Below are 26095 nucleotides of genomic sequence, written 5' to 3' on the forward strand. Positions count from 1 at the left end.
GCCGGGCACCGACACAGAGACCGGAGGGGTTGATCACGAATGCGTGGTCTGGAAGATGTCACACCGAGAACCGCGCAGGAAGCTGTCGCGGAAAGATTGCGCAGGGATATCTTGTCGGGCCGATGCGAGCCTGGCAGCCGGCTGGCGCAATCCGAGATCGCCGCGGCGATGAAGGTGAGCATCACTCCGGTGCGCGAGGCATTACGAGAACTGGCCACCGAGGGGCTCGTCGATGTCGACCGGTTTCGCGGCGCGATCGTGCACACCCCGACCGCCGAGGAACTCCGCGAGGTCTTCGCGATCCGGCAACGGCTCATTCCGATGGCTACCGAGCTGGGGGTGCGGTCGATCACCGCGCGCGAACTCAGCGCCTGCGAACTGATCCTGAACGAGATGGAGGCCACCGCCGACGACTCCGAATGGAGCCTGCTCAATCGCAGCTTCCATCGCGCCCTCGACGGCGCCAGCCGCACCCAGCACCTGACCGGCATCCTGCACCGACTCGACGACATCGCGATGCTCTACATCAGGCTCTCGCTCGGTGAGCAGGTCGCCCGCCGATCAGAAGCCGAAGCCGAACATCGCGCACTGCTGCACGCCTACCTCGACCGCGATGCCGACACCGCGATCCAGCTGTACCTCGAGCACTTCAAGGGCACCCTCCGCACCGCGGGCGACCTCCTCGGCGAGTAAGGCGCTGCCACGGATCGACGGCGACCTGCCGGCACGTCGACAGGCGGAGCGTTCCGCGCCCGCCGACGGTGTTACCGCGAGCGAGCCGACACGCGGGCTCGGTGTCGGCGGCGGCGGCCCGGATCGTACGTAGAGTCCGAAGTCCGAAGTCCGAAGTCCGACGGAGGAGGCTGGATCTATGGCACGCGAGCTGTTGGCCGGGATCGTCGTCGCGATCGGTGCCGCTGTGGTGGCTGTGGGGTTGGTGTCTGCCGGGTCGGGTTGTGGCGGTGCAGCACCGGGTGCTGGTTGTGGATCGGTGCCCGAGCAGGCCGAGGTGGGGCAGGCGCAACCGAGGACGAAGACCATCACCGTGACCAAGACCGCCGCACCGGATGGGAAATCCTCCACGCCGACCAACGTCCCGAAGTCGACGAAGACGAAGACGGTCACGGTCAGCAGGACCAAGTAGGACCCCGACGGTTCCCGCTGTTCAGTCGATCTCGACTACTACCTTTCCGAGTGCGCGGCCCGCGCCGACGTAGGCCAAGGCCAGCGGCGCCTCCTCGAGCGGGAAGGTGCGGTCGAGGTGGATGTCGATCTCGCCCGCGACGCACATGCGCGCCAGCGGCTCGAAATGCGCCGGGCCTTCCTTGACGACGAGTACGCCGAGCGAACGTCCGGTCACCAGGCCGAGGAGCGCGCCGGCGGTCGCGGTGCGCAGCACGGCCCGGGTGGTCCCGCCGACGCAGCGGTATCGGCCGCCGCGCGCCAGTGCCCGGCGGTAGGCGAAGACCGATCGGAGGGCGACGAGGTCGAGTATCCGGTCGTAGGGGCCGGTGCGGGTGAAGTCCGTGACGCGGTAGTCGAGGACCTTGTCGGCGCCGAGCGCGCGCAGGAAGTCGAGTTTGCCGTCGTTGTCGACGCCGGTCACCCGGGCGCCCGCCCGCCTGGCCAGCTGGATCGCGAACGTGCCCGTCCCACCGCCCGCCCCGTTGATCAGCACCGACATCCCCGAGGTGATGCCAGAGGTGCCCTGGAGCGCGATCGCCCCTGATTGCGGCAGTGCGGCGGCCTCGGCGAATCCCAGTTCCGGCGGCTTGTGGGCCACCGTGGAAGCGGGCGCGACGGCGTACTCGGCGAATCCGCCCTTGTGCACGAGATTATCGCTGTACACCGCGTCACCCGGCGCGAACCCGGTCACCGACGACCCGACGGCCTCGATCACGCCCGCGATATCGGAGCCGAGAATGCCCCGGCGGGGTGCCCGCAAGCCGCCGATCCGCGAATAGAACGGCGTCCCACGCAGACTCTCCCAGTCCGAGAGGTTCAGCGCGGTCGCGCGCACGCGGATGAGTACCTGGTCCGCGGCGGGCTCGGGTACGGGAACGTCGGTGAGAGACAGTACTTCCGGACCGCCGTAGCGGTCGTAGACGACGGCTTTCACAAGGTCTCCGCGGGCATCCGGTGACAGCCTGACACGCCACGAATTCTAGTCGAGGCAAGGCACGGCGCGCGGATCACCAGTAGTGCGGTGTCAGTCCCCAGAAGTCGAATTCGGCGGTGAGGAGGGCCCGCAGCGCGGCGCGGGTCGGGAAGCGGTCGGGGTCGGCGCCGGTGACGGCGAGGGTCACGGTGCGGCCGTCGGTGGAGAAGGACAGGTTCACGCCGACCTCCACCCGGCGGAACATGGCGGGATCGTTGGTGCACACGACCGGGCGCATGAGGACGGCGGCGGCCCGGTGACCGGCGAAATCCGCGACACCCTGGGCGGTGTCGCCGAGATTGGTGCACAGGCATTCCGGTGCGGTGGCGGTGCGGGCGAAGTGACGCAGGACGAAGCGGGGCAGGATCATCTGGAGTGGTTGCAGATGCTGGAGGGCGGGGGTGGTCGCCGGGTCGCGGTAGGCGGTCGCGGCTCGCTTGACCGCCGCCCTGACCGCGCCGAGGTCGATGCGGTCGGTGGCGCGGTAGCGGACCGAGATCGGCAGGCCGGTGGTGGCATTCGCGCGCGGGTCGTCGGCGGTGCGCATCGAATGGGGGATGTCGACGCGGATGTCGGCGGCGTCGCCGACGCGCCCGCTGCGGCCGAGCAGGCCCGCGCCGAGGGCGATCAGGAGTCCGTTGGTGGTGCCGGAATGCGCGGCGGCGATGGAGTTCCACTGGTCCAGGGACAGGTGCACGACGGCATCGGCGGGCGACCAGCGATCCGGCAGCGGCAGCTCGGGGTCCGCCGGTCGGGGAGTGCGGCCGGGCTCGGTGACGGCGCGCGCCGCGAGGGCGGCCCGGATTCCCCGCGCGACGGCCCGGAGCTGGAGCACGGCGTCGGAGATGTTCGCGCCGACCGTATTCCGGGGTGCCCGGCCGACCAGGCTCCCGGAGCTCACGGTCCGATCGGGCTCTTCGGCCAGGCGGGCCAGCGCGTCACCGACGGCGAACAGCACCGCGCCGCCGTCGGAGGCCACATGCGAGGTCACCAGCGACACCAAGGTGCCGCCCGTGGCGGTCGGCGCGGCGGACAACCGCCACACCGACCCGGCCGCGGGGTCGAAATCGACTCGGCTCTGGGCGAAGTACCAGTCCAGGACCTCGTCCTCGGCGACCGGCACCGTGTCCCAGCCGAGCGGGATCGAGGCGGCGGCGGGCACCCAGTAAGGGCGGGCGAAGGGCACCCGGGTGCCCTGGACCCGGCGGGCCAGGAAGCCGTGGGCGAGCTGGGCGTGGAAGCGGTCGAGCAGCTCCCGGGACAGCGGTTCGTCGAATCGCCAGGCGAGCTGGTTGACCAGCGCGTTGCCGTAGAGGCTGTGCAGTTTGAGGAACAGATCGTCGTCGGCGGTGAGACGGTTGACGGCGGCCGCGGGGGTGATCGCGGGGGCGGTGAGTGTCATGGGGGCTCCTCTCAGCGGGCGCGCAGTGTGCGGACGGTCAGGGGCGCGAACACGGCGACGACGACGAGCGAGGCCACCACCGACCAGCACGCGTCGGCGCCGATCGCGCCGTCCTCGGCGAGCGTGCGGACCGCCGACACCAGATACGACACGGGGTTGTAGTCGGAGACGTAGGCGAGCCAGGTGGGCATCGACTCCTCCGGCACCAAGGCGTTGGAGGCGAAACTCAGGAACGTCAGCACCAGCATCGACATGCCCTGCACGGCGGCGGGCCGCGACACGGTGACCCCGATGAACGCGAACAGCCAGCTGATCGCCGTGGTCGCCAGCACGACCAGCACCGCGCCGGCGAGGAATCCGAGCGGATGCGCGGGTCGGTAGCCCATGGCGAAGCCGACGATCACCACCGTGGTCGCGGCGATCACATACCGGGTCGCGCCGGCGAGCAACGCCCCGGCGACGGGCGCCGACCGGGCGATCGGCATGGCGACGAACCGGTCGAACACCCCCGACCTGATGTCCTCGGACAGCTGCACGCCGGTGGCGACCGAGGAGGTGAGCACGATCTGCACCAGCACGCCCGGGATCAGAATCGGCAGGTAGGCCTCCATGCTGCCCGCGATGGCGGTGCCGAAGATGCTGCCGAACAGCAGCGGTCCGACGATCGGCAGCAGAATGGCGTCGTAGAGCAGTTGGGGGCTGTGCCGGAAGGTGAGCAGTCCGCGCCAGGCCATCAGCAGGGACTGGAACAGCGCGGCGGGCAGGCTCACGTAGGTGACCCGGGGGCGGCGATCGATCGTCGCGGGGGCGGCGATCTCGGCGATGGTGACGGTCATGGTGGTCTCCGTGATCAGGCGGCGGCGCGGGCCGTGCCGGTGAGAGCGAGGAACACCTCGTTCAGGTCGGGGCGGTCGACGGCGAAGCCGCGCAGCGCGATGCCCGCGGCCCGGCAGGCGGCGACGATGTCGGCGGCGGTGCCCGCGTCCGCGAGCGCGACGGTGAGGATCCCGGCCGAGGATCCCTCCGGTACCTCGCCGGTGAGGTCGGCGACGATGGCCTCCGCGTGCGCGGACTGCGCCGCATCGGCGAGCTCGAGGCGCAGCACCTGATCGCCGATGGAGGCCTTGAGTTCGGCGGCGGTGCCCTCGGCGACGATGGCACCCCGATCGATGACGGCGATCCGGTCGGCCAGCGCGTCGGCTTCCTCGAGGTACTGGGTGGTGAGCAGCACGGTCGCGCCGCGCGCGACGAGCTTGCGGATGATGCCCCACATGCGGTCGCGGGTGTGGGGGTCCAGGCCGGTGGTCGGTTCGTCGAGGAAGATCAGCGGGGGATCGGTGATCAGCGTCGCGGCCAGGTCCAGTCGCCGCCGCATACCGCCGGAGAACTGGCCGACCGGACGATCGGTGACCGCGCTCAGTTCGAACTCCGTGAGCAGTTCGGCGCTGCGCGCGGCGGCCTCGCGACGCGAGAGCCCCAGCAATCGTCCGAACAGCCGCAGATTCTCACCGGCGGTGAGGGTTTCGTCGACGGAGGCGTACTGGCCGGTGAGCCCGATCATCGAGCGCACCGCGGTGGCCTCGCGCACGATGTCGTAGCCGAAGATCTCGGCGCTGCCGCGATCGGGCCGCACCAGGGTCGCGAGCATCCGCACGGTGGTGGTCTTGCCCGCCCCGTTGGGGCCGAGCAGGGCGAAGACCGTGCCCGCGGTGACGGTGAGGTCGACGGCACCCACGGCGGTGAAGTCGCCGTAGGACTTGCCGAGTCCGGTGATCCGGATGGCGATCTCGGGGTTCATGGCAGTCTCCCTGCGGCGTGGACGAACTCGGAGGTGATCGGGGCCAGCGCTTCGACGGAGTCGGCGGCGCGCGCGACCCCGTCGGTGGTGAACGTCGCGGCGTAATCGGTGGCCCTGCGACGGACATCGGGGGTCGAGATCCGGTCGAGCAGTGCGCCGAGGCGTGCGGCGGTGAGCGTGCGCGCGGGCGCGGTCGCCGCCAGGCCGAGCCGCTGGAGTGCCTGCCCCCAGTAGGGCTGGTCGGCCTGGACGGAGCAGATGACCTGCGGCACACCGGCTCTCAATGCGGCGGCGGTGGTGCCCGCGCCGCCGTGGTGCACGGCCGCCACGCACTGCGGCAGCACCTCGGCATGGTCGACCTGATCGACCACGGCCACCTCGGCATCGAGGGAAGGCGGGATCGCGGCCCACCCCGAGGCCAGCAACAGCCGCAGGCCCCGACGCGCGCAGACCGCACGCAGCATGGCGACGAGCGCGACGGGATCCCCGACATCCATCGAGCCGAAGCCCACATAGATCGGTGCGGAACCGGCCGCCAGCCACCGGCGAACCGCGACCGTGGTGTCGAAGGGGGAATCGCCGGCTGCCCTGATGGTTTCGGTCGACGGGAGCGAACCCTCTGCCGAACCGTGAGGCCCGTCGATCCGGAGGTCGTCGCAGCGGTGATCGGCTGTCGGCGGTGTGGTGAGCACACCGTCGACGTCGACCGGAAAGCCGGTGAACGGTCCAGGCAGTTCGTCGCGCAGACCGGGGAACAGCGCGGGGTCGTAGGCCTGGATACGCACCCGGACCGGCGGTTCGCCCGCGGGCAGGACCGGCGCCAGCGCGGCGGCCCTGGCGCGGGCGAGCACCGACCAGCCCCAGCGGTGCACGACACCCGGAATCCGCTCCGCCCACCGCGCCGGAACCACCGGGACGACAGTCGTGGCCTGGATCGGGAAGAAGTGCATCGCCGCGAACGGCACCCCCGCCTCCCGCGCCACGACCGCTGCGGCCTCCTCACCCGCCATGCCCGCCACCACAACCTCGTGACCGGGCACCAGCTCGCGCAGGTCGGCGACCATCTCCGGCACGCCACGACGCTGCAGGTCGAGCACCGCCCGCACCCGTGCCCACGGATTCCGGGCACCGAATCGGGCGTCGGTGCGCTGGGCACGCAACAGCGCGGCGCTGTCGCAGCCGAACCCGACGGCGGGGACCCCGTGCTCGGTCGCGAACCCGACGAGGTTGGGGGCGAGCGCGAGGGTCACCCGGTGGCCCCGGGCGATCAGCGCGCGCGCCAGCAGGATGCCGGGCTGGGCGTCGCCCCGGCTGCCGGTGAAGGCCAGCAGTGCCCGCATCGGCTCACACCGCCTGCGCGACGACGGGCGCCGCCGCGGGCGCGTCGAGGTGGACCGCCGCGGTGACCTCCGCGAGCGCCTCGCCGAACGCGGTGAGGAACTCGTCCATCACCTCGGCCGGCAGGCCCGCCGGATACCGGGTGGACACGTAGAGGCCGTCGGCGGCCCGCACGACCCACAGGAACACCTCGTCGGTGGAGTACGACTCCGCCCGCAGGGTCCGGCCACGCAGGTCGGCGACGAGCTCGTAGCCGGGCAGCACCCGGATATCGAGGAAGGAGATGCCGAACCGGGGCGTCTCCGCGACCCCGAGGAGCTCCAGCACCCGGGACCAGGACGCGTCGTTCGCGGTCCGCGACCGGCGCAGCGCCGTGCGCGCGCTCTCCAGCGCGGCGGCCATCCCCGCCTCGGGCTCCACCCGGATGTCGACCGGGACGACATTGACGAACCAGCCCATCGACTCCAGCCAGCGCAGATCGGGCCGGGTCGCGATCGGCATGATGGTGCGCATCCGCTCGGCGCCGAACCGGCGCTGATGGGCCACCGCCAGCGCGGCGAACACCGCCACCGACATCCGGTGCCGCACCTGGTCGAGGACCGCCTCGACCCGTTCGAGCTGGTCGAGCTCGAGCACTCGGCGCGACACACTCGGCTGCGCCAGGTCGGCCGGTGCGGGCCGGTGCGTGTGCGGGGCGAACCGCGGCATGGTGCCGTCGCCACCGGCGAGGAACTCCCGCCAGGTCGCCACCGCGGGCGAGTCGGCATCGAGCTCGGCGGCGGCCGCGCGCTCGACCACCGCGAAGTCGGCGGCACTACCGAAGGTGGCCGACTCGCGGGCCTGCTCGCCCGCCAGTACCTCGCGGTACAGGGTGCGCAGCTCGAGAATGAGAATGGCTTGGGAGTAGGCGTCCATGACCGAGTGATCGGCGGCCACCAGCACGGTGAAGTCCGCGGTAGCGGCGTGCTCGACCGTCGCGGCGAGCAGATGTGGCCAGACCAGCGGGGACAGGCGCAGTTCCAGTGCGCCGCAGAGGAATTCGTTGATCCGGGCGCCGTCGGTGAGTCCGTCCACCCGGTGCTCGGCGATGCCGACCGCCGTGGCGGGGGCGAGCAGTCTGCGCGGTTCGCCTGCGGCGTCGACGCGCACCGTGGTGCGCAACCCCTCGTGCCTGGCATGCCAGCGGCGCAGCGTCTCGCGCCAGGCGGCGGGCTCGAGGCGCGCATCCATCTCGAAGACAGTGCCGATCCAGCGCCCACGACCCGGTCGCGGATCGGCGGGGTCGACGCCGGCGCAGTAGCCGGCGTGCACGCTGGTCAGTGGACGGTCGTCGGGCTGCCAGGCAGCCGGGGGGAGTTCGGGCGTCCAGATCGACAACGTGCCGGGACGGATCTGGAATTCGGACAGGTGGGTGTATTCCATGACCGGGTTCACCTCGCGACGAATACATGCCGAAGCGGCGGAAGACGGATTCGAAAAAGGGGCACGTCGATGTGTCACCACTGGTGCTCTGGAACTTCGACGGCGGATATTCCCGGGAAGCCTCGGCGGATCTGATGGTATAGCCGGAACGGCGGAATTCATTCCTGTGACGGCGATCACGATTTCGCTGAACAAAACTCGTCGGTCAGCACTGTGTGCCGAGCGGTCGGCGGATTACGGCTGGCGCACAGAATATTTCGGAATGGAATTACCTGCGCACAGTGGTGTCCGTCGATAATTTTGTTCACCCGGGCCCTTCGACGGTGTCGGCGTCATCACAGCCCGGGGCGCCCGTTGTCCGGTGCTGTTTCCCCGTCGTTCACCTGACGCATGATGGCAGTGGGTGCAATCCCGGAACCGGTGACGGCGCTCAGCGCGGTGCCGCGGCGTCGCCGCGAATGGCCAAGTCGCGCAGCCGGAGCCAATCGATCGTGGGTGGGGCGGGCGGCGTTCCCGGCCGGTGGCGCGGTACCCACACGCGCAGCGCGCCCGGTTCGATGACACAGCGCACCGGGGTGTCGAGCTGGCGGGACTCGCCGTCGACACCGACCGGGATCTGTGGCGCGTCGGTGTCGACGGCGACTTCCGGGGTGGTGTGCTGGGTGAGGCCGCGGCTGCGGGTGCGACGGATCAGCCCGACCGCGTCGCGGGTGTTGGCGACCGAGACGGTGACCGCGCCGAGCGTGCCGCGATCGAGGCGTTCGCGGCGGCTCAGCCCGGCGAGATCGCTGGTGCCGTAGGGATTGTTGCTCACCAGGATCGCTTGCGGGCCGTCGACCGTCGTCCCGTCGATCCGGGCGACGAGCCGGTTGCCGGTGTGCCCGGCGAGCAGGTCGGGCAGCAGGCGCAGCACCGTCGCGGTCTTGTCGTCGCGATAGGCGGGACTGCGCACGATCTCGGCGTAGACGCCGAACGAGGCGTTGTTGACGAACGGCAGGCCGTTGATCCGGCCGAGGTCCACCCGCAGCTCCACGCCGTCGCGGAGGGCGTCGAGCCCGGCGGCGGGATCGGCGCGATCCAGGCCGAGGTCCATCGCGAAGTGATTGCGGGTCCCCGCGCTGATCACCAGGAACGGCAGATCGTGCTCGGCCGCGATGCCCGCCACCAGCGCCTGGGTCCCGTCGCCGCCCGCCACTCCGAGCAGATCCGCGCCCCGGGCGACGGCGTCTCTGGCCAGTGTCTCGACGTCGACATCGCCTTCGAGCAGGGCGACTTCCGCGCCGAGCTCCTCGGCGCGGCGGCGCAGATCGAACTTCTCGACCTTCCCGCCCCCGGAGCGCGGGTTCATGATGAGGAACGGGCGCTTGGCCACCGGGGCGGGCCGGTCGGGCGCGGGGGCGTGATGCGTCCCGGTGCGCAGCGCGACGCGCGCGCACAGCAGCGCCAGCAGAGCCACCGCCACGGTGAGCAGCACCACCCACAGCAGCCGGGCCCGCACGAAGGCCACGATGACGATGATCGGCGAGAGCACCACGATCGCCAGCGACACCCAGCGCAGCAGTCCGTACCTGGTCAGGAACCAGTACAGGGCGGCCAACGTGACGACCACGCCGCCGGTGCCCACGATCAGCACGCCGAGAGTCCCCACCACTCCCGCGAACAGCACCGGGATCACCGCGGTCAGCGCGGCGAGAAGAAGGGCGGCCCGGGCCGCCCAAGTCCGGATCCGCGCACCGGAGTCGGCGCTCATCGCCCGGCCCGCCGCACGTCGGGCCGGGGCGATGTCGGTAGCGCCGGCGGAGTCAGTGCTGTGGTCTCCAGGTGGAGATCGCCCAGACGATCACCAGGCTGAGCCCGATGATGATGAACGACCAGGCCGGATAGTAGGGCAGGGACAGGAAGTTCGCGACGATCACCAGCGCGGCGACGGCGAGCGCGCTGTACCGCCCCCAGGTGGCGCCCAGGACCAGGCCGACGCCGACGATCAGCGCCAGCACCCCGAGCACGACATGAATCCATCCCCAGGTCGTCGTGTCGAACTTGTACACGTATTCGACTCCGGCGACATATATTTCGTCGTCCAGCAGCGCGGCAATGCCCTGCAGGATCGAGACCGCCGCCAAGATGAGCAGCATGCACGCGGCCGTGATGGAAATACCCTCCGCGATGGCCTGCGTCTGGAAGGGTTCTTCCTCGGGTGGCGCGCGATGCGCCGACGAAGTATTGCTGGTCATGCTCGACTCCTCGGGATGCTGAGGGAAAGAAAGTGCCCGTCGAGAAATGGATCGCCGAGAATTGCGCCGACGGTCCGAGAGCGAAGTCGGCGAGCAGTGTGTATTCGGTGCGAGAACGCACTGATTTTACCGAAATAGTGTCCTCCGAACAAGGAATCGGGTGGTCACGGGATCAGCCCGCCGACGGGGGCGCCGCCTCGACGCGGTCGAGTTCTTCGTCGAGGGCGAGCGCGGCGGTGATCAGGGCCAGATGCGTGAACGCCTGCGGGAAATTGCCGAGTTGCTCGCCGGAGGGTCCGATCTCCTCGGCGAACAGCCCGACGTGATTGGCGTAGGTGAGCATCTTGTCGAAGGCGTAGCGGGCCTGCTGCAAGCGGCCGGTCCGGGCCAGGGCTTCCACATACAGGAAGCTGCACAGGTTGAAGGTGCCCTCGGTCCCGCGCAGACCGTCGGGGGAGGCCTCGGGGTCGTAGCGGTAGACCAGGCTGTCGCTGACCAGTTCGTGGTCCATCGCGTCGAGGGTGCTCAGCCACATGGGGTCGTTCGGTGACAGGAATCCCATGCGGGGCATGAGCAGCAGCGACGCGTCGAGGACATCGGTGGCGTAGTGCTGGACGAAGGCCTGGCGCCGCTCGCTCCAGCCGCGCTCGATGATCTGCCGGAAGACCGCGTCGCGTTCGGCCGTCCAGCGCGCCAGATCGGCGGGTCGGGCATGCTCGGTCGCCAGCCGGATACTGCGATCGAAGGCCACCCAGGTCATCAGCCGGCTGTAGGTGAAATCCTGACGCCCACCGCGGGTTTCCCAGATCCCCTCGTCGGGCCGGTCCCAGTGGTCGGCGAGCCAGTCGATCAGGCCGGTGAAGGTGCGCCAGCCGGCGATCGCGGCCATGTCGGTGGCCTGGGCCAGGGCGTCGGCCGCCTCGCCGTAGATGTCGAGCTGGATCTGGTCGGCCGCGCCGTTGCCCACCCGCACCGGCGCCGACTTCTCGTAACCCTCGAGGTGGGGCAGGATCAGCTCCTCGAGCTTCGGATCGCCGTCCACGCGGTACATGATCTGTAGGGGCTCGCCGGAGGCGGTGCCGCCGGCGTCCACTCGTTCGCGCAGCCAGCGCCGGAATGCGAGGCCCTCCGCGGTGAATCCGAGGTCCATCAGCGCGCGGACCGAGAGGGAGGCGTCCCGGATCCAGGTGTAGCGGTAGTCCCAGTTGCGCTCGCCGCCGATCTGCTCGGGCAGTCCCATGGTGGCCGCGGCGATGGGGGCGCCGGTCGGCGCGTAGGTGAGCAGCTTGAGGGTGATCGCCGAGCGGTTGACCATGTTGCGCCAGCGGCCGCGATAGGTCGACGAGCGCAACCAGGTCTGCCAGAAGTGGCGGCAGTGGTCGAATTCGGTGGCGATGGCGGCCCATTCGGGTGCCGCCGACGCGGCCGCGCCCGGGGCGGTGGTGGTCAGCACGACCGCCGCGCGTTCCCCCGCGGACAGGGTGAAGCGCGCGGTGACGTCCGCGCCGTCGGGGGCGTGCACGATCGGCTCGGTGGCCTGCAGGTGCAGATCGGCGGCGGGGGAACGAAAGACGGCGGTGCGCTCGTCGACCTGTTCGAGGGTGTGAGTGGCGCGGGCGTAGTCGAAGCGTGGCCGGCACTCGAGGGTGAAGGTCAGGCTGCCGCGCACCACCCGCACGACGCGGACGAGCCGGTGCCGATCGGTGGGCGCGGTGCCGGGGATCGGGACCATGAAATCGGCGACCTCGCCGACGCCGTCGGGTCCGGAGAATCGGGTGACCAGGATGGCGGTGTCGGAGAGGTACAACTGCCGGACCGTGCCCGCGCTGGCCGGGTCGACCGCGATCGAGCAGTGCCCGCCCCGCGCGCTGTCCAGCAGCGAGGCGAACACACTCGGTGAGTCGAAGCGGGGCGCGCACCACCAGTCGATGGTTCCGGCCGACGACACCAGCGCCGCGGTCTGCAGGTCGCCGACGATGCCGTGCTCGTCGATGGGTGGGTACGCGTTCACGAGCGCTCCTCGCCTCGGGACTCTGCGGTCGGCCGTGCTGCCAGCCAACCAGCCGCCCGCGGCGCGGTCCTCACCCGGAACGGGTGATTCCCGTGACGGGACGGCGGGGCAGCAGGCCGGTGCCGAACAGCGCCAGGATCGCCAGCAGCGCGGTCACCGCGAACGCCACCTGCAGTGCCTCGAGGCGGGCATCGGTGTTGACGGTCAGGATGGCCTCGGCGGTGGTGTCGTCGATCCCGGCGTTGTCGAGCGCGTCCGACAGCTGCCGGTCCGACAGGAAGGGCACGCCCGACGACAGCTCGGTGGTGGCCTGTTGCTGCACGGAGGCGGGCACGGCGGGGTTCTGCTGGATACCCGAGATCACCGACGATGTGAGCGTCGCGATCAGGATCGACCCGATCAGCGCGGTCCCCAGGGACGCGCCGAGCTGGGTGGCGGTGTTCTGGATGCCGCCGACCTCGGAGCTGCGCGAATCGGGCACGGCCGAGACCGTGATCGCGCCCAGCTGCGAGGCCAGCGCGCCCAGACCCAGCCCCATCAGCAGCATCGGGATCGACACTACGGCCGCGTCGGCGCCGGGATCCATGCCGGCGGCGAGCATCAGCACGCCGACGATGATCACGCCGAGACCCAGCCGGACGACCCGGCGTGGATCGGCTTGCGGCCGGAAGCGGGGGATCCCGATCGCGGCCAGCACCAGCGCGACCGACAGCGGCAGGATGCGCACCCCGGTCTCGACCGCGCTGAGCTCGAGCACCACCGACAGGAACAGCGGCACGGTGAAGAACACCCCGGCCTGCACGGCGAACTGCGCGAAGAACATGCTCGACCCGCCGACGAGCTGCCGATTGCGCAGCAGCGCCGGATCGACGAGCGGGTCGCGGCCCCGGTCGACGAGATAGGTCTGCCTGCGCAGGAACAGATACATGGTGAACAGGCCGCCGAGCACCAGCCAGATGACCGCCGACAACCCGAACAGCGCGGGCGCGCCGGAGGTCGGTCGCACCCACCCCCATTCGCTCGACCGCAGCACGCCGAACACGATCGCGCCCAGGCCGAGGACCGACAGCACGGACCCGACCAGATCGAGCCGGACCTGCTCGGCGGGCGCGTCCTCGACGCGGCGCAGCACGAGCAGGATCGCCACCACGATGACCACCTCGCCGAAGAAGACGTAGCGCCACGACGCGAATGTCGTCACCGCGCCACCCAGCAGCGGACCGACGGCGACCGCGACCGCGCCCGCCGCCGCGACCATCCCGTAGGCCGCCGACCGGCGCGCGGGCGGGAAGTTGCCCGCGACCAGGGCGACGATCGCGGGCATGATCAGGGCCGCGCCGATCCCCTCCAGCAGCGACCAGCCCAGCAGCAAGACCGTCAGATTCGGCGCCAGGCCGGTGACGAACGAGCCGATGCCGTAGATGACCAGGCCGATCCCGAACACCCGGCGCCTGCCGATGATGGCGCCCACCTTGCCGCCGGTGATCATCAGCGAGGCCATCACCAGCGTGTAGAGCGTGATGGCGGTCTGGATCCCGGTGATCGTGGTGTCGAGGTCCTGGGCGACGGTGGCCATCGACACGTTCATCACCGAACTGTCGAGCGTCATCAGGAACTGGCCGGCGGCCAGTACGAGCAGGACGAGCGAACTCGACTTCACCGGTGGCGCCGACACGTGGTCCTCCTCGCGGTCAGTGGGTCAGGACGACTTTGACCGCGACGACCGTGGTGGCCGCGCAGCCCAGCACCACCGCCCCGATCAGCGTCGATCGGTCCGGGCGCCGGCCTTGCAGCCGCCGGATGACGAAGACGATGCCGGCGATCCGCACCAGCATCACGACCTCGGCCAGCACCTGTGCGGTGCGCGGCTGCAGCCACCCGAAGGCCGCGGCCGCGAGCACGACGCAGGGCACCACCGCCGAGCTGAGGATGGGCAGCGAATCGCGCAGGTCGGCCAAGCGATCCGCCGCGGTCTGCGGCGAGCCCTCGCGCACCGATCGGCCGACGCTCTCGGCGAAGGAATGCGCGATGAACGTCGACACGGCGGTCCCGAGCACGACCAGGATGCCGACGTTCTCGGCGGACGGCGCGACCGGGATCAGGGCGGCCAGGATCAGCACGTTCCCGTAGATGTAGGCGCTGATGCGGCTGGCCGCGTTGCCCTGGTCGAGGGGGACACGGGAGAACAGGGGCCTGTGCAGGAGCTCGTGACTGATGCTGTCCATCCGTCCTCACCGTGTTCGTCGGGCGCTACCGGTCTCACGTCGGAAAGGTGTGCTTCCCCAGTACTGTATTCGCGGTTCGCGACGGCCGCGAGGAGGTGCGACGCCTGTCGTCGTCGGGACCCGGTGCCGATCGCTCGCCGCCTCGATCTCGGGCGAATATCTGTCCGGCGGGGAATTCGCCGCACCGGACGAGCTGTCCGGCAATTGTGCCCGCACGGCATTCGAGCGCCGGGAGATTTCGCATCGGCAACGCTCTCACCTGCTGAAACATCGATTTCGTTGTCGACGAGACGAATGCGCGCGCGTGCTCACTGGTAATGCTCCAGTGCACCGAGATCGTGTCGTGATCGGCGGTGGCGAGTTGCTATGGTGGGCAAGCGAATCGTTCGTCCGAATGTTAGGAAAACTTGATGGGAAGCACTGCTCTCGACGTCATTGCCCTGCTGGTCAACCGGGCAGCCGGATTCTGGAACTGGATGGCGACCGGCTCGGCGGGATTCCCGCCGCTGTGACGGTGTGATCTGTGCGCGCGAAACCCCGGAAGGCCAACGGCCCTCCGGGGTTTCGCCGTTTCCGGTGCCGGGATCCGTAGGGTGGGCCCATGACGACCGTGGAGACCGGGACCGTGCCACCGACCCGGCGCTGGGTGTCGGCGATGCGCGCGTCGACGGTGCTGGCGGCGGGGGCGATCGTCGCGCTGCTGATCGACGACGCCACCGCCTTCGACCTGCTGATCACCGTCGTCGCGGTGCTCGCACTGCTGGTCGCCGGTGTGGTCTGGCTGTCGTGCGCGCCGATCGGGTGCGCACGCTACCGGCGCTACGGCACCGTGCTGGTCGCGCCGCTGGTGGTCCTGGCCGGGATCGGCGCCGTCGCGGCGGGGATTCCGGACCGGGTGGCCTGGTGGCTGTCGGAATCGGCGCTGACCGAGGTGGCGCGGGGACGGTGCGCGGAGTCCGACGCCGGCTGGATCGGGGTGATCCGGGTGTCCTCGGTCTCCGATCGCGACGGCGGCTGCCTGTTCGGGATCGGTGACTCGCTCGGCGGCCTGGCCTACTTCCCCGCCGGAACCAGGCCGCCGGTGCACGTCCCCACCGCCTATCAGGCCGTCTACACCGCGTTCGACGGGGACTGGTACCGCTACTCGGTCGACGTGCACGACGGGCACTGAAACGCTCGTCCGGTTCTGTCGTACCCCGGCGTTACCGTTGGCGCACAGCCCATGTCGAGGAGGGTGACGATGACCGACAGTGTCGACGGTGTGCGGGAACGAGCGCGGCGTCCGGAGGATCTGAGCCGGCTGGTGGTCGAACGGCTGAACGCCGGTGACGTCGACGGCCTGGTCGAGTTGTACGAATCCGAGGCGGTCCTGGCCCTGCCGGACGGCGTGGTGGCGACCGGCATCGCGGAGATCAGAGCCGCCTACGCGCGCCTGGTCGCGGACCGGCCGGTGTTCCAGCTCGGCGCGCAGGCGCCCGCGCTGCGGGCAGGCGATCTGGCGCTCACGTCGTCGCGGCTGCCCGGCGGTACGGGGGCGACCGTCGAGGTCGCGCGCAGGCAGCCGGACGGGAGCTGGCGCTGGATCCTGGATCAGCCGAACGTGCTCGGCTGAGCGGGCGGCGGTGTCCAGAATGTTGGACATCGCGGGGAACGCCCGCTCCGTAGCGTGGTCCTCGGGTCGGGACCAGCACATCGAGGAGGCCTGTACATGACGAGGTCGCATTCCGTCCTCGCCCGGGCGTCGGGCTCCGACGGCGAGTGGCGCACGACGATGCCGCTCGCCGAGCACGGAGACGACACGGGCCGGGTACGGCATTTGGTCGCCGCGTTCACCGAAGCCGAGGACACGGTGGGCGCCGCGGAGATCGAGGACGTCGTCGCCGCGTGGGTGCGCCAGGGCGTCTCGTTGGAGACGGTGCTGCGCTACGCGGTACTGCGCGAACACCACAGCGCGGTGCACGTGATCACCGCGGCCCTGCTCGACGGCAGCGCGACCGCGACGATGGCCCGGCGGTGCGGGGTCGAGATCGCCTCGCACTACTGGGTGCTCGCGGTGACCGTCGCTGATCCGCCGGAGCCCGGCGCCCGGGTGCGTCCCGACCGGGCACAGGCCAGGCGCAGGCTCGAACAGGTGCGCGCCGAGTTGTTCCGCTGGTCGGACGGCACCGCGCTGTCCCTGCTGACTGGCGACGGCGGCACCGCGCTGATTCCCGGCGATATCGACGCCGACGAACTCGATCCGCTCTTCGCCGCTCTGACCCGCGCCGCGGGCGTGCCGATCACCGTCGCGGTCGCGCACAGCACCAGCGACGCGCTGCCGACCTGGGCGGACCGGACCCACAGTCTGCTCGACATGGTGCAGCGGCTCGGCGTCGACGGCAGGCTGCACCATTTCGCCGACCTGGCGCTGGAATACCAGCTGACCAGGCCCGGACCAGGGCGGGATTTCCTCGCGGCCCTGCTGGATCCGCTCGACGAGCACCCCGAGCTGTTCGGCACCCTGCAATGCCACATCGCGCACGACGTGAACCGGCAGCGCACCGCGCGCGCCCTGCACGTGCACCCCAACACCGTCGACTTCCGGCTCAAGCGGATCGCCCGCCTGACCGGCTGCGACGCGACTCGCAGCCACGGCCTGTGGCGCTTGCGGTCGGCGCTGGTCGCGCGCAGCTATCGCAGCGCGGAACCGGTGTAGCGCAGCGGCTTTCGCCGATCGATCAGTTCTGGTTCAAGCCGGTCGACAGGACGACGACGACCTTGTCCTGGGTGACCTCGCTGACCCGGACATCCATCCCGTTGGCCGCCTGTGACTGGCCGACCGGCACCGTCACCTGCTGTCCGCCGATGCTCAGCGTCACCATGTCGCCGTTCACCGCGACCAGCTCGGCATCGATGCCGAGCACCGACGCCTTGGCGCTCACCCCGCGCTCGAAGGTGACCGTGCACCCGCCCACGTTGCACTCGGAGGTGGTGCCGGGGCCCGTCATGGTGCAGGCGGAGGCGGCGAAGGGCAGCAGGAGGGCGAACGCACACAGCGTGATCAGCCGACGAACAGGCATGCCGGTCAGTGTAGTGCGAGCCGCCGGGCCGGGGCCGAAAGCGATGACTCGGGAGCGAAGGTACAACGGAACGGTCTCGCCGTGTTGCGGGTTCGCCACGCCGGGTAATACCGTCGCTGACAGGTAACTGGCGTCGCAGAGGGGTTGCCGATCGTGTCCGGTACGTCGGGGTGAACTGGCCGAATCTGTCGATCGTCAACAGATCCGCCGGTCAACCGGATGGTCGCTGGGGGCGAGCGGTCGAGTCGGGAGGTGGGTCGATGAGCGCGAGCGAGATGACGGTTGCCAGCCGCTGGTGGTGGCGGCCGGGGTGGACACCGGGACGGTCCTTCTACGACTGGCAGGTCACGCCGACCCAGCCGGTCGCCGACAAGCTGGTGGAGATCTTCGCCCCGACGCTGACCAGGCTGCCCGGTTTCGAACCGGTCGACGCGGGCCGTCTGCGGATCGGGGTTCAGGGCATCGGCTTCGTCGACGGTGTCAAAGGGGTGCATCTCGCGGCGCTGGTCGCCGGCTCGCGCACCGTCCTCGCCGAGCGCGCCCCGTTCCAGATCGGGTTCGGCGCGCCCGTGGTCGCCGGCGATTCGATCCGGCTGCCGATCGCCTTGCCCGCCGATCTGCTCGAGGTCCGCGACGACCTCACCCGCGCGCTGACCGACGTGTGGATCCGCGAACGGATCCCCGAGTTCGGCGAGCCGCTGCGGCCGTACCTGGCCCTGGCCTACGCCACCCGGCCGACCCCGGTCGAGCACGTCCGGACGGTGCTCGCCGAGGACGGCTTCGCCGATTTCGGCCTCGACGACACGGTGTCGTCGGTGTCGCTGGTCGAATTGCAGTGCGAGAACCAGCGATACGACTGGTCCGAGGTGAGCACCGCCGATCTGCTCCGGGTGCCCGATCCGGTCGTCGAACCCACCGTCTACGACGATCCGCTCTTCGGCGCGTTGCGACGACCGGCGGACCTGCTCAGGGGATGAGCCGCGGCGGCGGGGTGCCGTGCGGCAGGCGCGGGCCGACCGCCACCCGGGCGCCCGCGGTCCGGCCGTTGCCCCAGCCGAGCTTCTCCCGGTACCGGCCGATGTGCTCGGTCGGCAGCGTGGCCTCGCGGGGGAGCGCGGTGGACTCCGGGGACACGTAGAGCGCGTCGGTGGGGCAGTACGCCTCGCACATGAAGCACGTCTGGCAGTCCGACTGCCTGGCGATGACCGGAATGCCGTCCTCGGTGCGGTCGAACACGTTGGTGGGGCAGGCGAGCACGCATTTGTCGCAGCCGATGCAATCCTGCGCGCGCAGCAATTCGATCACGACGCCACCGCCAGTCCGGAGTTGCGGGCATCGGCGGTGCCGGTCCACGGCGCGTCGAGGCCACCGGAGACGACGTGGTGATGCTGGGCCGGATCGATGGCGGGATGATCGGCCCGTTTGCTCATGCCCCTGGTCTCGGTGCGCGACAACGTCGATCGGTACATCAACCTGCCGACCGCCGTGATCGCCGCGGCCTGTCTGGCCCGGATCCAGTCGTCGCCGGTCGTGCCCGCCAGCCCGTCGGCGGCGGCGTTCCACAGCTCGTCGAGACGAGCGAGCGCGGGCCGCAACCGGTCGCCGTGGCGCAGGTAGTTCTTCTCGAACGGGATCAGTTCCGCCTGGGCGGCCGCGACCACCTCCGCGGCGGCGAGGGTGCCGGAACCGGTGGGTCGCAGGCCGACCCGGCCCGCGCCCTCGACCTCGCCGCCCGTGCGCGCCGTGCGGGCGTAGCGCGCGGCGCCCGCGCCGGCCCAGCTGCCCGACGACATCGCCCAGGCCGCGTTGTGGCTGCCCCCGCCGGTGAAGCCACCGCAGATCCGCTCCCTGGTGGCGGCGTCACCTGCGGCGAAGAGCCCGGGGATCGTGGTGGCGCAGTCGTCGTCGACCACATCGATGCCGCCGGTGCCGCGCACGGTGCCCTCGGCGAGCAGGTCGATCTCGAAACGCTGGGTGAACGGGTCGATCCCACGGCGGTCGAACTGCAGGAAGAAGTTCGGCTGCCCCAGCCGCATCTGCGCCTGCACCGTCGCGTCGGCCCGGTCGAGCTGAGCGAAGACCTTCTCCCGCGACAGGGTGCGCGCGATCACCGAGCGGCCCCTGGTGGACCCGGCGTCCTCGAGCACCCGGCCGTCCTCGCCGAAGAAGGTGGCGTAGCCGTAGTAGGCGGTCTTGGTGATGGTCGAGCCCTTGGGCACGATCGCGTAGGCGTTGGAGAACTCCATGCCCGAGAACCGCGCGCCCACCTCGGCCGCCATCAGCGCGCCGTCACCGGTGTCGACATTGGTGCCCAGCGCCCCGGACAGGAACGCGCACCCGCCGGAGGCCAGCACCACCGCACCCGCGGTGATCCGGTAGTCCCGGTCGAGCTGGCGCTGATGACCCGCCGCGCCGCGCACCGCGCCGGTGTCGTCGACGAGCAGTTCCAGCGCCGGGGAGTGGTCGTGGATGCGCACCCCGATCCGCTGGAGCCAGGCGCGCATCCGCCGCATGTACTCGGGACCCTGCACGCCGGTGCGCAGCTGCTCTCCGGTGACCGGGTCGACCGGGAAGGGATAGCGGCCCTCGACGGCCAGCCGGATCATGTTCGTGTAGGTCTGGTCCAGGACGCGGTCCATCCAGTAGTGGTCGGCGAGGTGGCCGCCCAGTGCCTCGCGCGACGCCTTCGCGCTCGCGCGGGCGGTGGCCTCGGGCGCGACGTACCAGACCCCGGTGCCCGACGGCGCGGTGGCGCCGCTGGTGCCGCAGTAGCCCTTGTCGACCAGGATCACCTCGGCGCCCGCCTCCCTGGCGTGGATCGCCGCCCAGGACGCGGCGGGGCCGCCGCCGATCACCAGGACGTCGGTGCTGGTGTGCCAGGTTTCGCTCATGGATCGTGCTCCTGTCGAGAAGAAGCCGGTGCCCGGCCGGGGACGGCCGGGCACCGGAGGGGAAATCAGGCGCCGGTGAACTTCTCGCCGGCCACCGAGCTGGACGCCGTGCCGTCGACGCCGACCGGGACCTCGCCCTCGAGGGTGGTGCGGTAGAGCACCCGGGTGACGTCGAGGTGGTCGAGGTCGCTCGGGGCCAGGTGGGCGGTGGCCCGGTTGTCCCAGAACGCGATGCTGCCCTTCGCCCACCGGAACCGGACGGTGTAGGCGGGGTGGGCGATCTCGTCGAAGAGCAGCTGCAGCAGCGCGTCGCTCTGCGGCGGGGTCAGGCCGATGATCCGGGTGGTGAAGCCCGGGTTCACGAACAGCACCCGCTCACCGGTCACCGGGTGCACCCGCACCACCGGGTGCTCGGTGACCAGCGGCGCGGCCGCGATCTTGCGGGCGTAGTCGCTGTCGGCCTCCCACGGCGGGATCCGGCCACCGAAGCGGTGCTCGGCGCGCAGGCCGTCGAGGAAGGTGCGCAGCGACTCCGGCAGTCCGGCGTAGGCGGCGGCCAGATTGGTCCACTGGGTGTCGCCGCCGCGCTCGGGGGCGATCTCGGCGCGCAGGATCGACGCCGCGGGCGGGTTGATCAGCGGCGAGACATCGGTGTGCCACTGGTTGGTGTAGCTGAACTTCTTGCGGCCGAACCGCTTCTCGTAGAGGCGGCTGTCGACGGCCAGGATCTCCGGGTGCTCGGTGGGCGCGTCGTCGTCGTAGGGGTGCGACGGGGTGACGGCGCCGAACCGGCGGGAGAAGGCGATCTGCTCGGCGTGGCCGATCTCCTGATCGCGGAAGAACAGCACCTTGTGCCGGTGCAGGGCGGCGGTGAGCTCCGCGACCTGGGCGTCGGTGAGCTCGGTGCGCAGGTCGACGCCGGCGACCTCGGCGCCGATGTGCCCGGCGACCGGAGTGATCTCCAGTGCGGTGGCGGTGCGGGGGGTTTCGATGGTGGTCATGTTCTCGGTCCTTCGGGGATGCCGGGCTGGGGGCGGGTGTGCTCAGCGGCCCGGACAGGAACTGCTCACCACCCGCATCAGGTCGATGTCGAGACGTCGGGTTCGCATCAGGCGCTGACCCGCGAATCTCGTTCGGCGAACCGGCTTTCCACCGGGTCCAGGCCGTAGTGGCCACGCAGCGTGGTGGCTTCGTAGTCGGCGCGGAACAGGCCGCGCTCCTGCAGGATCGGCACCACCCGGTCGACGAAGTCTGCCAGCCCACCGGGCAGGTACGGCGGCATGATGTTGAAGCCGTCGGCGGCGCCCGCCTCGAACCAGGTCTGCAGCTCGTCGGCCACCTGCTCGGGCGTGCCGGCGAAGGTGCGGTGCCCACGGCCGCCGCCCAGCTTGCCGATGAGCTGGCGCACGGTGAGGTCCTCGGTCTCGGCCAGCTCCTTGACCAGGGTGAACCGGCTCTTGCCGCCCTCGATCTCGCTCTCGGCGGGCAGTGGGGGCAGTGGCGCGTCCAGCGCGTGCGCGGTGAGGTCGACACCGAGCATGGACGAGAGCTGACGCAGCGCGTAGTCCGGCGAGATCAGGTCGGTGAACTCCTGCTCGAGCGACTTCGCCTCCTCGACGGTGTCGGCGATGAACGGCACCAGGCCGGGCAGCACCTTCAACTCGTGTTCGGCGCGACCGTATTTCGCCAGCCTGCTCTTGAGATCGCGGTAGAACCGCACGCCTTCCTCGACGGTGCGCTGCGCGGTGAACACCGCCTCGGCCCGGTGCGCCGCGAACTCCTTGCCCGACTCCGACGATCCCGCCTGCACCAGCAGGGGCCTGCCCTGCGGGCCACGCGGCGAGTTGAGCGGGCCGCGCACCCGGAACCGCTCGCCGGCGTAGTCGAGGGTGTGCACCCGGGTCGGGTCGGCGAACACGCCCGCCTCGGTGTCGAGCACGATCGCCTCGGACTCCCAGCTGTCCCACAGCGCGAGCGCCACGTCGACGAATTCCTCGGCGCGCTCGTAGCGGCGGGCGTGCTCGGGGATCGCGTCGAGGCCGAAGTTGTAGGCTTCGTCGACGCTGCCCGAGGTGACGATGTTCCACCCGGCCCGCCCCGCGCTGATGTGGTCGAGCGAGGCGAACTTGCGGGCCAGGTTGAACGGCTCGTTGTAACTGGTCGAGGCGGTGGCGATGAGGCCGATCCGCTCGGTGGCGGTCGCGATCGCCGACAGCAGCGTCACCGGTTCGAACACCGCGAGGGTGTTGCGTTCGATGCGCGGGCCGACGGCGAGGGTGTCGGCGAAGAACACCGAGTCGAGCTTGCCGCGCTCGGCGATGCGGGCCAGCTCCTGGAAGTGCCGCACATCGAGCACCCGGTGCGCGTCGGTCCGCGGGTGGCGCCAGGCCGCCTCGTGGTGGCCGACGCCCATCAGGAAGGCGTTGAGGTGAAAGGTCTTGCGGGACATGGAAGGAACTCCTGGTCAGGCGTCGGTCGGCGAGGTGCGCCAGCGGGAGAGGCGGCGTTCCAGCGCGACGAGGGCGAAGTTGAAACCGAGGCCGATCAGCGAGATGGCCACGATGCCCGCGTACATCTGCGGGATCTGGAAGTTCTGCTGCGCGGCGGTGATCAGATAGCCGAGACCGGCCCTGGCGCCGACCATCTCGGCGGCGATGAGGACCAGGATCGAGCCGGCGGCCGCCATCCTGATACCGGTGAAGATCGACGGGATGGCTGCGGGCAGGATCACCTTCTGGAACAGCCGCAGCGGCGAGAAGCCCAGCGACACCGCCGATTTCACCAGTAGCGGATCGACGGTGCGCACACCGGTGATGGTGTTGAGCAGGATCGGGAAGAAGGTCGCGTAGCCGATCAGCGCGATCTTCGACGTCTCGCCGATGCCGAGAATCAGGACGAACACCGGCAGCAGCGCCAGGGCGGCGGTGTTGCGGAACAGCTCGAGCACCGGATTGAGGAAGTCCGAGACCGGCTTGTACCAGGCGATCGCGATCCCGACCGGCACCGCGATCACCAGGGCGATCGAGAAGCCGGTGATCGACCGGGTGAGACTGGCCGAGACGTGCTCGCCCAGTTGCCCGTTGGCGGCGAGTTCGGCGAAGGCCTGCACCACCACCGAGAACGGCGGCAGGAACACCTCGTCGACCAGGCCGAACCGGGGCGCGAGCTCCCATGCGCTCAGCAGCAGCGCGAAGGCCAGCAGGGGCTTGGTGATCCGGATCAGGGTCGCGGCGGTCGTGCGGGCGGCGCGGGTCAGCCCGGCGGGCACGGCGGGCCGGGGGACCGGAATCGCCAGGGGGACCGCCGGTTCCGCGGCGACTTCGGCGGGGCGGACGAGGACGGGGACGGCGCTAGACATGGGCGGGGCTCCTGTCGGTGGACGCGACCGCCGCCGCGGCGCGGTCGTCGGTGGCGAGCTCGAGCCGCTGTGCCCGGCTCACCTCGCTCTGCAGTTCGGTCCAGATGCGGTGGCGGTAGTCGCGGAACTGTTCGCTGGAGCGGACGTCGATGTCGCCGGTGCGGTCGATGTCGATGTCGATCACGGCCTTGATCCGGCCGGGTCGCGAGGTGAGGACGGCGACGCGCTGGCCCAGGTACACGGCCTCGTCGATGCCGTGGGTGATGAACAGGATGGTCTTGCCGGTGGTGCGCCAGATGCGCAGCAGTTCGTCCTGCAGCGACTCCCTGGTCTGCGCGTCGAGGGCGGCGAACGGCTCGTCCATCAGCAGCACCTCCGGATCGAAGGCCAGGCTGCGGGCGATCGCCACGCGCTGCTTCATGCCGCCGGAGAGTTCGTGCGGGTAGCGGTCGCCGAAGCCGGCCAGGCCGACCAGTTCCAGGTAGTGCTCGGCGATCGCCCTGCGGTCCTTGCGCGCCACGCCCTTGGCCTCGAGGCCGAACTGGATGTTGGCGCGGGCGGTGCGCCACGGCAGCAGCGCGTACTGCTGGAACACCACGCCGCGGTCGAGCCCGGGGCCGGTGATCGGGGCGCCGTCGAGCAGGATCTGCCCCGCGCTGGGGGTGCTCAGGCCGCCGAGCAGGTCCAGCAGGGTGGACTTGCCGGAACCGCTGGGGCCGACCAGGACCAGGAACTCCCCGGCGCCGACGTCGATGCTGATGTCGTCGATGGCGGTGAACTTCTCGGCCGCGCCGCGTACGGCGAACTGCTTACCGACGCCCCGCAGGGCGAGTTTGGTTGTGGTGGTGCTCATTTCGCGGCCACCGCCTCGCCGGTCGGGCCGCTGGCGGGCTGGTAGGTGCCGTTGGCGTAGGGGTTGTCCTGGTTGGTGAACAGGTCCTTGGCGGCGATCTTGCCCTTGGGCAGTTCACCGTTGCGCTCGAGCCAGTCGATCCAGATCTGGATCTCGCGGTCGGAGATCACCGCACCCGCGACCGGGATGCCGGAGCTGCGCCAGTAGTCGAGCAGCTTGAGGTTCTCGTTGCGGCCACGCTTGGTGATGATCTCGGCGAACTTGGCGACCACCTCGTCGCGCGGGGTGATCTGCAGCCAGCGGGTCGCTCGCGCGGTGCCCTGCACGAAGTCCTTGACCGCAGCACCGTTCTGGGCGATGTAGTCCTTGCGGAAAACGTAGGTGCCGTAGTCGAATTCGCCGAAGATGTCCTTGTCGGTGAACAGCGGGCGCAGGCCGCCGCGTGGCACCGCGGTCTCGCGGTACACGCCACCGAGCGCGGCCACGTCGATCTGGCCGCTGCGCAGCGCCTCCTCGGTGTTCACCGGCGGCACCACGATCAGCTGGACCTGCTTGATCTCGGCTTCGCTGAGCCCCTGCTGGTGCAGCCATTCCCGGGTGACGAACTCGTGGTGCGCGCCGAGAGTGTTGACGCCGACCTTCTTGCCGATCAGGTCACGGGCGCTGGTGATGCCGGCGTCGTCGCGGACGAAGTACCCGGTGAACGACTTGGCGTCGGAACCGTAGGAGCTCAGCACCGCCTGCACCGGTGCGCCACCGGCGGCGAGCTTGACCACCGCGCCGTTGAACGCGCTGCCGAATTCGATCTGCTTGGTGGCGGCGGCCTGGATATTGGCCGGGCCGCTGGTGGTATCGCCCTCCCACTGCAAGCTGATCGTGCTGAAGTAGCCGAGGCTGTCGGCGAGTTCGAAGGCCGTGACCAGGCCGGTCTGGCCCTGATAGCGCAGGACGGTCTTGCCGTCGGCGGTCGTCGGCGCGTTGGTGGCGCCGCACGCGGTGACCACCGCGAGGGCGGCGGGAACGACGAGCGCGGCGGCGAGCGCCCGCAGCGGACGTCGTCGGAAGAGGGTGGAGAACATGTTTCGGGGTGCTTTCGACGGCACGCGTGACCGCGCGGCAGGCCACACGGGCGCATGCCGCGACGATCCGCGCGAACGGATTACCGGGAAGGAGGGGGAGAATCGGCGGACCTGGAGCCGCCGCGGCGTCAGCGGCGACAGAATCCGGGCGACAGGCGCATCAGGTCCACCGTACGGCGGCGGACGAGCGCGGGGGATTCGATCATGACGGGACTTTCGGTGACGAGTGCGGCGAGGGCTGCGCCGCAACGGATTCCATAGTGCGCC

Annotated in this window: 25 protein-coding genes; 6 read left to right on the plus strand and 19 right to left on the minus strand. The window is 70.5% G+C overall.

What is annotated here, in order from left to right:
* The first annotated feature begins 39 nt into the window (after positions 1-39).
* Both AB0L91_RS18270 and AB0L91_RS18275 read left to right on the plus strand, forming a co-directional pair.
* Complete coding sequence (locus AB0L91_RS18270) at positions 40-693, plus strand: GntR family transcriptional regulator (protein ID WP_365011468.1); 654 nt, start codon at positions 40-42, stop codon at positions 691-693.
* 178 nt (positions 694-871) lie between these two features.
* Complete coding sequence (locus AB0L91_RS18275) at positions 872-1144, plus strand: hypothetical protein (protein ID WP_365011470.1); 273 nt, start codon at positions 872-874, stop codon at positions 1142-1144.
* A gap of 21 nt (positions 1145-1165) precedes the next feature.
* On the opposite strand, the gene AB0L91_RS18280 is transcribed toward AB0L91_RS18275, so the two are convergent.
* The 11 genes from AB0L91_RS18280 to AB0L91_RS18330 all read right to left on the minus strand — a co-directional run bounded on the left by AB0L91_RS18280 (position 1166) and on the right by AB0L91_RS18330 (position 14588).
* Complete coding sequence (locus AB0L91_RS18280; protein WP_365011472.1) at positions 1166-2119, minus strand: NAD(P)-dependent alcohol dehydrogenase; 954 nt, start codon at positions 2117-2119, stop codon at positions 1166-1168.
* Between the two features lie 73 nt (positions 2120-2192).
* Entirely contained in the window at positions 2193-3560 is a 1368-nt protein-coding gene (locus AB0L91_RS18285) for a hypothetical protein (protein WP_365011473.1), read from the minus strand.
* 11 nt (positions 3561-3571) lie between these two features.
* A complete protein-coding gene (locus tag AB0L91_RS18290; protein WP_365011474.1) occupies positions 3572-4396 on the minus strand; it encodes an ABC transporter permease in 825 nt (274 codons plus the stop codon).
* A 14-nt stretch (positions 4397-4410) separates the two neighbouring features.
* Positions 4411-5358 (minus strand): ATP-binding cassette domain-containing protein, encoded by a 948-nt coding sequence (locus AB0L91_RS18295; protein WP_365011476.1) that lies wholly within the window; start codon positions 5356-5358, stop codon positions 4411-4413.
* The gene (locus AB0L91_RS18300; protein WP_365011478.1) at positions 5355-6698 is read right to left on the minus strand and encodes a nucleotide disphospho-sugar-binding domain-containing protein; all 1344 of its coding nucleotides are present in this window, start codon (positions 6696-6698) and stop codon (positions 5355-5357) included. Before AB0L91_RS18300 ends, AB0L91_RS18295 begins: the two co-directional genes overlap by 4 nt.
* A 4-nt stretch (positions 6699-6702) precedes the next feature.
* The gene (locus tag AB0L91_RS18305; protein ID WP_365011480.1) at positions 6703-8118 is read right to left on the minus strand and encodes a condensation domain-containing protein; all 1416 of its coding nucleotides are present in this window, start codon (positions 8116-8118) and stop codon (positions 6703-6705) included.
* A gap of 430 nt (positions 8119-8548) precedes the next feature.
* Complete coding sequence (locus AB0L91_RS18310) at positions 8549-9868, minus strand: diacylglycerol kinase family protein (protein ID WP_365011481.1); 1320 nt, start codon at positions 9866-9868, stop codon at positions 8549-8551.
* A 52-nt stretch (positions 9869-9920) separates the two neighbouring features.
* Positions 9921-10352: an acetyltransferase gene (locus AB0L91_RS18315; protein ID WP_355271768.1), complete on the minus strand. Its 432-nt coding sequence runs from the start codon at positions 10350-10352 to the stop codon at positions 9921-9923.
* 172 nt (positions 10353-10524) lie between these two features.
* Entirely contained in the window at positions 10525-12363 is a 1839-nt protein-coding gene (locus AB0L91_RS18320) for a glycoside hydrolase family 15 protein (RefSeq protein ID WP_365011483.1), read from the minus strand.
* A 70-nt stretch (positions 12364-12433) separates the two neighbouring features.
* Entirely contained in the window at positions 12434-14038 is a 1605-nt protein-coding gene (locus AB0L91_RS18325; RefSeq protein ID WP_365011484.1) for an MFS transporter, read from the minus strand.
* Positions 14039-14054: 16 nt separating this feature from the next.
* On the minus strand, positions 14055-14588 hold the full coding sequence (locus tag AB0L91_RS18330) for a hypothetical protein (protein ID WP_365011486.1): 534 nt from the start codon (positions 14586-14588) through the stop codon (positions 14055-14057).
* A 601-nt stretch (positions 14589-15189) separates the two neighbouring features.
* Here AB0L91_RS18330 and AB0L91_RS18335 point away from each other — a divergent pair.
* From AB0L91_RS18335 to AB0L91_RS18345, 3 genes are all read left to right on the plus strand, one after another.
* A complete protein-coding gene (locus AB0L91_RS18335; protein ID WP_365011487.1) occupies positions 15190-15759 on the plus strand; it encodes a hypothetical protein in 570 nt (189 codons plus the stop codon).
* Between the two features lie 69 nt (positions 15760-15828).
* Entirely contained in the window at positions 15829-16200 is a 372-nt protein-coding gene (locus AB0L91_RS18340; protein WP_355271776.1) for a nuclear transport factor 2 family protein, read from the plus strand.
* A 96-nt stretch (positions 16201-16296) separates the two neighbouring features.
* Positions 16297-17283, plus strand: a complete 987-nt coding sequence (locus tag AB0L91_RS18345; RefSeq protein WP_365011489.1) for a helix-turn-helix domain-containing protein — start codon at positions 16297-16299, stop codon at positions 17281-17283.
* A gap of 22 nt (positions 17284-17305) precedes the next feature.
* On the opposite strand, the gene AB0L91_RS18350 is transcribed toward AB0L91_RS18345, so the two are convergent.
* Positions 17306-17647: a hypothetical protein gene (locus AB0L91_RS18350; RefSeq protein ID WP_357347391.1), complete on the minus strand. Its 342-nt coding sequence runs from the start codon at positions 17645-17647 to the stop codon at positions 17306-17308.
* 260 nt (positions 17648-17907) lie between these two features.
* Between AB0L91_RS18350 and AB0L91_RS18355 the strand changes: the two genes are divergently transcribed.
* Positions 17908-18624, plus strand: coding sequence for a hypothetical protein (locus tag AB0L91_RS18355; protein WP_365011490.1), 717 nt, complete (start codon positions 17908-17910; stop codon positions 18622-18624).
* Here AB0L91_RS18355 and AB0L91_RS18360 read toward each other — a convergent pair.
* From AB0L91_RS18360 to AB0L91_RS18390, 7 genes are all read right to left on the minus strand, one after another.
* Positions 18614-18952, minus strand: a complete 339-nt coding sequence (locus AB0L91_RS18360; RefSeq protein ID WP_355271782.1) for a ferredoxin family protein — start codon at positions 18950-18952, stop codon at positions 18614-18616. The two genes, AB0L91_RS18355 and AB0L91_RS18360, sit on opposite strands and share 11 nt — an antisense overlap.
* The gene (locus AB0L91_RS18365; protein ID WP_365011492.1) at positions 18949-20538 is read right to left on the minus strand and encodes an FAD-binding protein; all 1590 of its coding nucleotides are present in this window, start codon (positions 20536-20538) and stop codon (positions 18949-18951) included. The genes AB0L91_RS18360 and AB0L91_RS18365 overlap by 4 nt, the downstream gene beginning before the upstream one ends.
* Before the next feature lie 65 nt (positions 20539-20603).
* Positions 20604-21539, minus strand: a complete 936-nt coding sequence (locus tag AB0L91_RS18370) for a TauD/TfdA family dioxygenase (RefSeq protein ID WP_357347383.1) — start codon at positions 21537-21539, stop codon at positions 20604-20606.
* 107 nt (positions 21540-21646) lie between these two features.
* Positions 21647-22987, minus strand: coding sequence for an LLM class flavin-dependent oxidoreductase (locus tag AB0L91_RS18375; RefSeq protein WP_365011494.1), 1341 nt, complete (start codon positions 22985-22987; stop codon positions 21647-21649).
* Between the two features lie 15 nt (positions 22988-23002).
* A complete protein-coding gene (locus tag AB0L91_RS18380; RefSeq protein WP_365011496.1) occupies positions 23003-23896 on the minus strand; it encodes an ABC transporter permease in 894 nt (297 codons plus the stop codon).
* Positions 23889-24749 (minus strand): ABC transporter ATP-binding protein, encoded by an 861-nt coding sequence (locus tag AB0L91_RS18385; RefSeq protein ID WP_365011498.1) that lies wholly within the window; start codon positions 24747-24749, stop codon positions 23889-23891. The genes AB0L91_RS18380 and AB0L91_RS18385 overlap by 8 nt, the downstream gene beginning before the upstream one ends.
* Positions 24746-25828, minus strand: coding sequence for an ABC transporter substrate-binding protein (locus AB0L91_RS18390; protein WP_365011500.1), 1083 nt, complete (start codon positions 25826-25828; stop codon positions 24746-24748). Before AB0L91_RS18390 ends, AB0L91_RS18385 begins: the two co-directional genes overlap by 4 nt.
* Positions 25829-26095: the final 267 nt, after the last annotated feature.

This window comes from Nocardia sp. NPDC051833, assembly GCF_040681225.1.
Taxonomy (GTDB): Bacteria; Actinomycetota; Actinomycetes; order Mycobacteriales; family Mycobacteriaceae; genus Nocardia.

Coding starts and splice junctions, on each gene's coding strand:
- AB0L91_RS18330 (WP_365011486.1), bottom strand. CDS start 14,588: ATGGACAGCATCAGTCACGAGCTCCTGCACAGGCCCCTGTTCTCCCGT.
- AB0L91_RS18390 (WP_365011500.1), bottom strand. CDS start 25,828: ATGTTCTCCACCCTCTTCCGACGACGTCCGCTGCGGGCGCTCGCCGCC.
- AB0L91_RS18350 (WP_357347391.1), bottom strand. CDS start 17,647: ATGCCTGTTCGTCGGCTGATCACGCTGTGTGCGTTCGCCCTCCTGCTG.
- AB0L91_RS18370 (WP_357347383.1), bottom strand. CDS start 21,539: ATGACCACCATCGAAACCCCCCGCACCGCCACCGCACTGGAGATCACT.
- AB0L91_RS18340 (WP_355271776.1), top strand. CDS start 15,829: ATGACCGACAGTGTCGACGGTGTGCGGGAACGAGCGCGGCGTCCGGAG.
- AB0L91_RS18385 (WP_365011498.1), bottom strand. CDS start 24,749: ATGAGCACCACCACAACCAAACTCGCCCTGCGGGGCGTCGGTAAGCAG.
- AB0L91_RS18310 (WP_365011481.1), bottom strand. CDS start 9,868: ATGAGCGCCGACTCCGGTGCGCGGATCCGGACTTGGGCGGCCCGGGCC.
- AB0L91_RS18305 (WP_365011480.1), bottom strand. CDS start 8,118: ATGGAATACACCCACCTGTCCGAATTCCAGATCCGTCCCGGCACGTTG.
- AB0L91_RS18375 (WP_365011494.1), bottom strand. CDS start 22,987: ATGTCCCGCAAGACCTTTCACCTCAACGCCTTCCTGATGGGCGTCGGC.
- AB0L91_RS18315 (WP_355271768.1), bottom strand. CDS start 10,352: ATGACCAGCAATACTTCGTCGGCGCATCGCGCGCCACCCGAGGAAGAA.
- AB0L91_RS18335 (WP_365011487.1), top strand. CDS start 15,190: ATGACGACCGTGGAGACCGGGACCGTGCCACCGACCCGGCGCTGGGTG.
- AB0L91_RS18295 (WP_365011476.1), bottom strand. CDS start 5,358: ATGAACCCCGAGATCGCCATCCGGATCACCGGACTCGGCAAGTCCTAC.
- AB0L91_RS18270 (WP_365011468.1), top strand. CDS start 40: ATGCGTGGTCTGGAAGATGTCACACCGAGAACCGCGCAGGAAGCTGTC.
- AB0L91_RS18285 (WP_365011473.1), bottom strand. CDS start 3,560: ATGACACTCACCGCCCCCGCGATCACCCCCGCGGCCGCCGTCAACCGT.
- AB0L91_RS18300 (WP_365011478.1), bottom strand. CDS start 6,698: ATGCGGGCACTGCTGGCCTTCACCGGCAGCCGGGGCGACGCCCAGCCC.
- AB0L91_RS18275 (WP_365011470.1), top strand. CDS start 872: ATGGCACGCGAGCTGTTGGCCGGGATCGTCGTCGCGATCGGTGCCGCT.
- AB0L91_RS18345 (WP_365011489.1), top strand. CDS start 16,297: ATGACGAGGTCGCATTCCGTCCTCGCCCGGGCGTCGGGCTCCGACGGC.
- AB0L91_RS18355 (WP_365011490.1), top strand. CDS start 17,908: ATGAGCGCGAGCGAGATGACGGTTGCCAGCCGCTGGTGGTGGCGGCCG.
- AB0L91_RS18380 (WP_365011496.1), bottom strand. CDS start 23,896: ATGTCTAGCGCCGTCCCCGTCCTCGTCCGCCCCGCCGAAGTCGCCGCG.
- AB0L91_RS18365 (WP_365011492.1), bottom strand. CDS start 20,538: ATGAGCGAAACCTGGCACACCAGCACCGACGTCCTGGTGATCGGCGGC.
- AB0L91_RS18290 (WP_365011474.1), bottom strand. CDS start 4,396: ATGACCGTCACCATCGCCGAGATCGCCGCCCCCGCGACGATCGATCGC.